The 383-nt window shown below is 67.9% G+C and carries 1 pseudogene; it reads right to left on the reverse strand.

From position 1 onward, the window contains the following. A pseudogene (locus tag QM797_RS26155) lies at positions 1-304 on the reverse strand (hypothetical protein); the annotation flags it as partial. Positions 305-383 lie beyond the last annotated feature (79 nt).

Consider the following 383-nt stretch of genomic DNA (forward strand, 5'->3'; position numbering starts at 1 on the left):
CGGGTGTGGACTCGTCGTTCTGCTCGGTCTCGTCGACCTCGTCTGCGGGTGACTCTGGTGCCGGTGCCGAGGTGTTCCCCGGTGCACGCGCAGGAGCGGGTGCAGGTGGAGGTGAATTGGCCGAGGTCGGTTCGGTCGCCGAAGCAGCCTCCCTACCCGAATCCGTGGCCGACCCCATTCCCCCATCTCCATCAGCAGCTGTAGCGGCATCAGTAGCCGAGTCCGCGTCTCTGTCGGCGTCCGCATCGGCAGCGGCGTCTACGACTACGTCTGCGCGCGCGTCGGCGTCGGCGCCAGTTCCCATCTCGGGTCCTGTTGCAGTCCCTGTCGTCTCGCTGTCCGGGCGTCGTTCCCATTCCCCGGTCTCGGGGTCCTGCACAGCC

This window comes from Rhodococcus sp. IEGM 1381 (assembly GCF_030056795.1).
Lineage (GTDB): Bacteria > Actinomycetota > Actinomycetes > Mycobacteriales > Mycobacteriaceae > Rhodococcoides.